General features: G+C 61.7%; 7 protein-coding genes. All 7 read left to right on the top strand.

Annotated elements, in window-relative coordinates; all coding sequences use genetic code 11:
* Nucleotides 1-474: DinB family protein (locus JJ869_RS20385; protein WP_292270127.1), on the top strand; the 474-nt coding region annotated here is incomplete at its 5' end.
* An 80-nt stretch (nucleotides 475-554) separates the two neighbouring features.
* Nucleotides 555-1,658 (top strand): dimethylsulfoniopropionate demethylase, encoded by a 1,104-nt coding sequence (locus JJ869_RS20380; protein WP_292270126.1) that lies wholly within the window; start codon nucleotides 555-557, stop codon nucleotides 1,656-1,658.
* A 79-nt stretch (nucleotides 1,659-1,737) separates the two neighbouring features.
* Nucleotides 1,738-2,727, top strand: a complete 990-nt coding sequence (gene acuI, locus JJ869_RS20375) for an acryloyl-CoA reductase (RefSeq protein ID WP_292270123.1) — start codon at nucleotides 1,738-1,740, stop codon at nucleotides 2,725-2,727.
* 293 nt (nucleotides 2,728-3,020) lie between these two features.
* On the top strand, nucleotides 3,021-3,434 hold the full coding sequence (locus JJ869_RS20370) for a universal stress protein (protein ID WP_292270121.1): 414 nt from the start codon (nucleotides 3,021-3,023) through the stop codon (nucleotides 3,432-3,434).
* A gap of 79 nt (nucleotides 3,435-3,513) precedes the next feature.
* The gene (locus JJ869_RS20365) at nucleotides 3,514-5,157 is read left to right on the top strand and encodes a BCCT family transporter (RefSeq protein WP_292270119.1); all 1,644 of its coding nucleotides are present in this window, start codon (nucleotides 3,514-3,516) and stop codon (nucleotides 5,155-5,157) included.
* 123 nt (nucleotides 5,158-5,280) lie between these two features.
* The gene (locus tag JJ869_RS20360; protein ID WP_292270117.1) at nucleotides 5,281-6,480 is read left to right on the top strand and encodes an aminotransferase class V-fold PLP-dependent enzyme; all 1,200 of its coding nucleotides are present in this window, start codon (nucleotides 5,281-5,283) and stop codon (nucleotides 6,478-6,480) included.
* Nucleotides 6,481-6,611: 131 nt separating this feature from the next.
* Nucleotides 6,612-7,725: deoxyribodipyrimidine photo-lyase (locus tag JJ869_RS20355; RefSeq protein WP_292270115.1), on the top strand; the 1,114-nt coding region annotated here is incomplete at its 3' end.

Genomic DNA, 7,725 nt, shown 5'->3' with positions numbered 1-7,725 from the left:
CGGTATAATGCTTGGCAGAACAAGCAGTTACGGGCTGCATTTGACACTCTGTCCGAGGCTGAGTTGCGCAAGGAGCGAAAGGCGTTTTTCGGGTCGATCTTCAGCACGGCCAACCACATTCTCTGGGCGGACCGGATGTGGATGGCGCGTCTGGGTGTCGGCGAGGCTCCTGACGGGGATCATCTGACCCTGACGCCAACCCCCGCGGTCTGGGCGGGGGAGCGCTACAAGACGGATGCGAAGCTCTTGCATTGGGCGGAAAACCTGAACGCGGTCGATCTGAAAGGCAATGTGCAGTGGCGGTCGGTGATGGCCAACCGGGACTTCACACATCCATTCGATCTGTGTGTGATGCATCTGTTCAATCACCAGACCCATCATCGTGGACAAATCCACGCGATGCTCACGGCGGCAGGGGCCACGGCGCCTGTCACCGATATCCTGTTCATGCCCGAAGACGGGCCCTGGTTGTAACCTTTCGGTCTGCTGGACGGCGCTCGCGCGATGCGCGTCGCCCCGCCCACCATCCCGAGTTCTGTGCATGAGGTGTGCGCATGGCTCTGATTTCTCCATCCCGGCGGGTGCGCCGGACTCCGTTCTCGGATGGCAATGAGGCCGCCGGGGTCAAGGCCTATACGGTCTATAACCGGATGCTTCTGCCGACGGTGTTCCGGTCGGTTGAAGAAGACTACCGCCATCTGAAAGACGCGGTGCAGGTCTGGGACGTGGCCTGCGAGCGGCAGGTCGAACTGCGCGGTCCCGATGCCGGGCGGTTGATGCAGATGCTGACCCCGCGCGATCTGCGGTCGATGCTGCCGGGGCAGTGTTTCTATGTGCCCATCGTCGATGAGACGGGCGGCATGCTCAACGATCCGGTGGCGGTAAAGCTGGCCGAAGACCGCTGGTGGATTTCGATTGCCGACAGTGATCTGCTTTATTGGGTCAAGGGTCTGGCCTACGGGTTCCGGCTGGATGTTCTGGTGGATGAACCGGACGTGTCACCGCTGGCTGTGCAGGGACCGAAGTCGGACGATCTGATGGCGCGGGTGTTTGGCGATCAGGTGCGCGATATCCGGTTCTTCCGCTACAAGATGCTTGATTTCCAGGGCCGCTCGCTGGCAGTCGCCCGGTCGGGTTATTCGCGGCAGGGCGGGTTCGAGATCTATGTCGAGGGCAGCGACCTTGGCATGCCGCTTTGGAACGCGCTGATGGAAGCGGGCAAGGATCTGGATGTGCATGCGGGCTGTCCCAACCTGATCGAACGGATCGAGGGTGGATTGCTGAGCTACGGCAATGACATGACCGATGAGAACACGCCGCATGAATGTGGGTTGGGCAAGTTCTGCAACACGCAGACGGCGATTGGTTGTGTGGGGCGCGATGCGCTGCTGCGGGTGGCGCAAGAGGGGCCGATCCGGAAAATCCGGGCTATCGAGATCCATGGTGACCGGGTGCCTTTGTGTGACCGGCCCTGGCCTTTGATGGCGGGGGACGTGCAGGTGGGTCAGGTGACGAGTGCGGCGTGGAGCCCGGATTTCGGCACCAACGTGGCCATCGGCATGGTGCGGATGACACATTGGGACGAGGGCACCGATCTGGACGTGGTGCTGCCGAACGAAGTGCGCGCGGCGCAAGTCTGGGAGACCTTCTGGGTCTGAGCGCGTTGAGAATTGGGGAGTGAGGGGCCAGCCCCTCACGCTCCCCGGAGTTTATTGGCAAGATGAAAAGGAGCACGGCATGTTCAAGGCATTGATGGTTCGCAAGGACGAAGAAAGCGGCAAGACATCGGCGGCGGTGGAAGAGATCGGGTTGGATGACCTGCCGCAGGCCGAGGTGACGGTGTCGGTCGAGTATTCGACGGTGAACTATAAGGACGGGCTCTGCATCGGGCCGGGTGGCGGGCTTGTCCGCAAATATCCGCATGTACCGGGGATTGATTTTGCCGGGACGGTCGAGGCGTCGGAGGATGACCGCTACAAGCCTGGCGACAAGGTGGTGCTGACCGGCTGGCGTGTCGGCGAGGCGCATTGGGGCGGGTACAGCCAGAAGGCGCGCGTGAAGGCCGATTGGCTGGTGCCGTTGCCTGAGGGCCTCGACACCCGTCAGGCGATGGCTGTGGGCACGGCGGGCTTTACCGCGATGCTGGCGGTCATGAGGCTTGAGGATCATGGCATCAAGCCGGGTCCGGTTCTGGTGACCGGGGCTGCGGGTGGCGTCGGATCGGTGGCGACGGCGATCCTAGCTGCTTTGGGGCACAAGGTGGCAGCAGTCACCGGGCGACCGGAACAGTCCGCCTACCTGGAGTCGCTGGGGGCGACGCAGATCGTGGCGCGGGAAGACCTGAACGAGACGGTGAAGCGGCCGTTGGAGTCCGAGGCCTGGGGTGGCTGTGTTGACGCTGTAGGTGGCGCGATGCTGGCCCGTGTGCTGGGTCAGATGGAGTATGGCGCGTCCGTCGCCGCTGTCGGTCTTGCAGGTGGTGCCAACCTGCCTGCGACCGTGATCCCGTTCCTGTTGCGGGGTGTAAACCTGCTGGGGATCGACAGCGTGATGCAGCCCTATGACAACCGCGTGCGGGCGTGGCAGCGGATTGCCAAGGACCTGCCGATGGACAAGCTGGAGGCGATGGTGACCCCGGCGACACTGGCCGATCTGCCGGGTCTTGGGGCGGACATCCTCAAGGGTCAGGTCAAGGGTCGGGTTGTGGTCGACGTGGCTGCGGGGTGATCCCAATGATGTCGGAGATGTTGTTCAATTGCGACATTTCCCAAACCTGAGTGCTCGAATCTCCCAATAATCATTGGAAAATTTGGTTAGTCTCTCGTGTGTCAAAAACGACATGATCCGCCGTTCCGGTTTGCATCGGGGCGGCGGTTCCGTTTAGGCTTGGTGCATGTCGCCCGCAAACGGGCGGCGGCTAGGGGCACATTGGCAAAGATACGTGGCGGGATCGCCTGCCCAACACTGTGCCCCAAGACCAGCGTGCGTGGTGCGCTGGCAGACCAAGCAGGAGGGACGACGTGTTCAATCGTATCATGGTGCCGGTGGATCTGGCGCATGTGGATAAGCTGGAGCGGGCCATGCGCTGCGCTTCGGATCTGGCACAGCATTACGACGCCACATTGGTGTATGTGGGTGTCGCAGCCGCGACGCCGGGATCGGTGGCGCATACACCGCAGGAATTCGCGCAGAAGATGGCGGATTTTGCAGCCGAGCAGGGACAGGCGCGCGGTGTGGCCGCCGAAGGTCTGGCTCTGACCAGCCATGATCCGACCACTGATCTTGATCCGACCTTGCTCAATGCGATCGAGGATACCGGGGCAGACCTTGTGGTCATGACAAGTCATGTGCCGAACCTCACCGACTATATCTGGCCGTCCAACGGCGGCACCGTGGCTAAGCGGGCCAGCGTGTCGGTTATGGTGGTGCGCTAGCTTTTCGCGGAACCCAGCGCCGCCTTGTGCGTTTGTCGGGGTATCCAGAAGAATAATTTCAACAAATAGGGGGCGGTTGATGACCGATACTTCAGCAAGTCAGGGAATACCTGAGCCAGAGGGGTCTTCCCAGATCATCGAGACCGATTACGAGATTGGTCAGGACAATTTCGAAACCCAGATCGGGCCGTTCGGGCTCGATATTCACAACCCTGTTTTCGTCGTGTCGGGGGCCTGTATCATTGCGTTCGTATTTTACACGCTGGCCTTGCCGGAACAGGCCGGGGCTGCGTTCAGCTGGATGTTCAGCGCGGTGACGCAGGGGTTTGACTGGTTCTTCCTGAGTGCGGCCAACATTTTTGTGCTGTTCTGCCTGCTGCTGATCGTTCTGCCGGTTGGCTCGGTGCGTTTGGGTGGGGCGGAGGCCACGCCGGATTATACCTATGTCGGCTGGTTCGCGATGCTCTTTGCGGCGGGCATGGGCATTGGTCTCATGTTTTATGGGGTGTCTGAGCCGATGAGCCATTTTGCCTCCTCCATCGGGGGCACGGCTGCCGAAGGCGGCGCGCGGACCGACTGGGCGCCATTGGGGGCTGCTGCCGGGGATGAGCAGGCGGCTGTGCGGCTGGCTTTTGCTGCAACGATTTTTCATTGGGGCCTGCACCCTTGGGCGATCTATGCGGTGGTGGCTTTGGCGCTGGCGCTTTTTTCCTACAACAAGGGCCTTCCGCTGACGATCCGCTCGGCGTTTTATCCCATTCTCGGTGACCGTGTCTGGGGCTGGCCTGGGCATATCATCGACATTCTGGCGGTGTTTGCCACGCTGTTCGGTCTGGCGACATCGCTAGGATTTGGTGCAACGCAGGCGAATGCAGGTCTGAACGAGTTGTTCGGCGTGCCCGTCAGCTCGACAACTGAGGTTGTGCTGACCTCGGCCATCACTGCCGTGGCGCTGATTTCGGTGATGCGCGGTCTTGATGGCGGGGTGAAGGTGCTGTCCGAGATCAATATGGGTCTGGCGGCGCTGTTGTTGCTGTTTGTACTCTTTGCAGGGCCGACGCTGGCGATCCTGACCGGCTTTGTCGACTACCTTGCCGCTTACCTGACCTATCTGCCGGCGCTGTCGAACCCGATCGGTCGGGAAGACACCAATTTCATGCAGGGCTGGACCTCGTTCTACTGGGCGTGGTGGATCAGCTGGTCGCCGTTTGTCGGCATGTTCATCGCCCGTGTCAGCCGCGGCCGGACGGTGCGCGAATTCCTCATATGCGTGTTGCTGATCCCGTCGCTGGTCTGTGTGCTGTGGATGTCGGTCTTTGGCGGTGTGGCGATCCAGCAGGTTGTGCAGGACGGCTATACTGCGGCGCAGGAGGCTCCGCTTGAACTGAAGCTGTTCAAGATGCTGGACGCGCTGCCGCTGGCCTCCATCACTAGCTTCATCGGCATCATCCTTGTGATCGTGTTCTTTGTTACGTCGTCGGATTCGGGGTCGCTGGTGATCGATACGATCACGGCCGGTGGCAAGGTTGACGCGCCGGTGCCGCAGCGGGTGTTCTGGTGCATCTTCGAAGGGGCTGTTGCCATCGTTCTGCTGCTGTCGGCGGGCGGGTTGCAGTCATTGCAATCCATGGTGATCTCGACCGGGTTGCCGTTTACCATCGTGCTTTTGGTGATGTGCGTTGCGATCTGGAAAGGGTTACAGGCCGAACGTCGCATTCTCTAACGCGGATGTCCCGGTCTATAGTCCGCTCCGAGAGTGTTCGGGGCGGACTTTTCGTGTGATATTCTTCCGGTGTTATCGCCCGCAGGACCGCTGTGATTGTACGGATTAAGAAAAGACCATGCCATGCTAGATATTGATTTTGTGCGCTCCAACTTCCCGGCATTTTCCGAACCGTCTCTTGAGGGGCAGGCGTTTTTCGAAAACGCCGGGGGGTCTTACACCTGTGGACAGGTGATCGACCGGCTGACGCGCACCTACCGATCCCGCAAAGTGCAGCCATATGCGCCATATGCGGCGTCGCAATTGGCCGGGGCCGAGATGGACGAGGCGCGTTCGCGATTGGCCAAACTGATGGGGGTCGAGACCGATGAGCTGAGTTTCGGGCCATCAACCACGCAGAATACATACGTTCTGGCACAGGCCTTCCGGCAGTTCATGTCGCCCGGCGAAGCGATCATCGTGACCAACCAAGATCACGAAGCCAATACAGGCCCCTGGCGTCAGTTGGCCAACAAGGGGATCGTGGTTCGGGAATGGAAGGTGAACGCCGAGACCGGGCATCTGGACACGGATGATCTGGAAGATCTGCTGGACGAAAAAGTGCGGCTGGTGTGTTTTCCGCATTGCTCCAATGTGGTTGGCGAGATCAACCCGGTGCTTGAGATCACTGCGCTGTGCCACGCGGCGGGCGCGTTTGTCTGTGTCGATGGGGTGAGCTACGCGCCGCACGGGTTCGTCGATGTGGGGAATCTTGGCCCGGACATCTACCTGTTTTCAAGCTACAAGACCTACGGGCCGCATCAGGGCATCATGGTGATCCGGCGCAACCTGGGGCAGTTGTTGCCGAACCAGGGGCATTATTTCAACGCAGGCACGCTTTACAAACGGTTTACGCCTGCGGGGCCGGATCATGCGCAGGTGGCCGCTTGTGCGGGCATGGTGGATTACATGGAGGCCTTGGGGGCGCATCATGGGGTGTCGGTCGGCGGCGTCCATGATTTGATGCGGGCGCACGAGGTGGCGTTGTTGCAGCCGTTGTTGGATGCCGTGAAGGACCGGAATTCGGTGCGGCTCATCGGTCCGTCAGAGGCCGCCTCGCGCGCGCCCACGGTGGCGCTGGCGCTGAACCGGCCCGGCGAAGAGGTGGCGGCGGACCTGGCGCAGCACGGGGTGATGTGTGGCGGCGGCGATTTCTATGCGGTCCGTGCACTCGAGGCGATGGGTGTGGATATGCACAAGGGCGTGCTTCGCCTGAGTTTTGTCCACTACACGTCTGAGGCCGAGGTCACGAAGGCCATCGAGGCTTTGGACGCGGTGCTGTAGGGGGCGCTGCCCCCGTCCGCCTGTGCGGACTCCCCCGAAGTATTTGGGAACCAGAGAAGTCAGGAGCTGCGTTTGACCTTTGACGCGGCGCGGCTAGGTCGCGCGGAAACAGAATGGCAAGGGGCAGGGCGATGACATCTCCGACACTGGTGTGGATCCGCAGGGATTTGCGGTTGAGCGATCACGCGGCCTTGGTCGCAGCGGTCGAGCGCGGCGGGCCGGTCATTCCGGTCTTTATGCGCGATGATCTGGTGGATGGGCTTGGGGCCGCGCCAAAGTGGCGCTTGGGGCTTGGGCTTGAATGCTATGGCGAGGCGTTGGAGGCCAAAGGCAGCCGGTTGGTCCTGCGGTCAGGGGATGCGCGTGAGGTCATCCCGGCGCTTGCCAAGGAGGTCGGCGCGGGCGCGGTGTTCTGGCAACGGGCGTACGACCCGGCGTCGGTCAAGCGGGATACCGATGTGAAAGCGGCTCTCAAGGAGGCGGGCGTCGAGGCCAAGAGCTTTGCCGGGCATCTGATGTTTGAGCCTTGGACGGTCGAGACCGGGCAGGGGACTTACTACAAGGTCTACACGCCGTTCTGGAAATCGGTGCGGGACCGGTCGGTCGAGGCGCCCTTGTCCGCGCCGTCGTCGCTGCCTGCGCCCGAAGCGTGGCCCGAGAGTGAGGCGCTGGCGGATTGGGCGCTGGGGGCTGGGATGAAGCGCGGGGCTGATGTGGTCCGTCCCTTTGTGCAGTTGGGCGAGCAGGCGGCTCAGTCCCGGCTGGGGGCGTTTATGGCCTCAAAGGTCGCGGATTACGACCGGACGCGCGATCTGCCCGGTGTGGACGGCACGTCGAACCTGTCGGAGAACCTGGCTTTGGGCGAGATCAGCCCGGCGCAGTGCTGGCATGCGGGGCAGCGCGCAATGCAGGATGGCAAGGCGGGGGCGGAGACCTTTCTCAAGGAGTTGGTCTGGCGCGAATTTGCCTATCACCTGATGTGGCACACGCCGCGCATCCTGACTGACAACTGGCGCGAGGAATGGCAGGCGTTCCCGTGGAACGAGGATGAGCGCCGTGCCGAGGTCAAAGCCTGGAAGCAGGGGCGCACGGGAATTCGCTTTGTCGATGCGGCGATGCGCGAGATGTATGTCTCGGGCCGTGTGCACAATCGGGGACGGATGATCGTGGCCAGCTATCTGACCAAGCACCTGATGTGCCATTGGAAGATTGGAATGCGGTGGTTCGAGGACTGTCTGATCGACT

The sequence above is a fragment of the Marivita sp. genome (genome assembly GCF_017643905.1).
Lineage (GTDB): Bacteria > Pseudomonadota > Alphaproteobacteria > Rhodobacterales > Rhodobacteraceae > Marivita.
The sequence above is the reverse complement of the archived record's forward strand: the minus strand, read 5'-3'. Positions and strand labels throughout refer to the sequence as shown.